The organism is Cupriavidus sp. SK-4, assembly GCF_000611125.1.
GTDB classification, from domain to species: Bacteria; Pseudomonadota; Gammaproteobacteria; order Burkholderiales; family Burkholderiaceae; genus Cupriavidus; species Cupriavidus necator.
Genome location: NZ_JFJW01000198.1, coordinates 1 through 729, shown reverse-complemented (window position 1 = coordinate 729; position 729 = coordinate 1). Strand labels below are relative to the sequence as shown.

2 pseudogenes are annotated in these 729 nt (G+C 72.8%); one reads left to right on the top strand and one right to left on the bottom strand.

The annotated features are described in order from the left end of the window. Window positions 1-91: 91 nt before the first annotated feature. Window positions 92-286 (top strand): annotated as a pseudogene (locus CF68_RS39295) (FimV family protein); the annotation flags it as partial. 8 nt (window positions 287-294) lie between these two features. On the opposite strand, the pseudogene CF68_RS39290 reads toward CF68_RS39295, so the two are convergent. Beyond that, a pseudogene (locus tag CF68_RS39290) lies at window positions 295-342 on the bottom strand (hypothetical protein); the annotation flags it as partial. Window positions 343-729: the final 387 nt, after the last annotated feature.

The following is a 729-nucleotide window of genomic DNA, read 5'->3' as shown; positions in this document are numbered from 1 at the left end:
TGCCGCGGCAGTCAAGCCAGCCGCGCCCGCGCGCCCGGCCCGCCAGAGCGCGAAGCGAGCGCCGGCGCCGGCCGCCAGCGGCAGCACCGAAATGGCACCCGGCGGCGGCTACACCGTGCAGCGCGGCGATACGCTCTACGCCATCGCCGGCGAAGCCGTGCAAGGCCAGGAATCGGTCTCGCTGGACCAGATGCTGGTGGCGCTCTACCGCAACAACCCCAACGCCTTTATCGGCGGCAACATGAACCGGCTGCGCAGCGGCGTGGTGCTGCAGGTCCCGACCCAGCAGCAGGCGCAAGCCGTCGCACCCAAGGCCGCCCGCCGCGAGGTGGTGGCGCGCACGCAGGGCTTCGATGCCTACCGCAGCCGGCTGGCCAGCGCCGCCGCGGCCAAGTCGGTCGAGCCCGACAGCGGCCGCCAGCAGTCCGGCAACGTGACCGCCCGGGTGCAGGAGCAGGCCGCCCGGACCGACGGCCCGCGCGATGAACTGAAGCTCAGCAAGGCCGCGCTTGGCGCGCAGGCCGACGCCGCGGCCAAGGCCGAAGCCGGCGTCGCGCGCGAGCGTGAGCTCAAGGAGGCGCAGGCCCGCCTGGCGCAGCTGGAAAAGAACGTCGGCGACATGCAGAAGCTGCTCGAGCTGAAGAACGCCGAGATCGCCAAGCTGAGCCAAGCCAACCAGGCGGTGCTGGCCGAGAAGGAAAAGGCTGACGCCGCGGCCAAGGCCGCGGC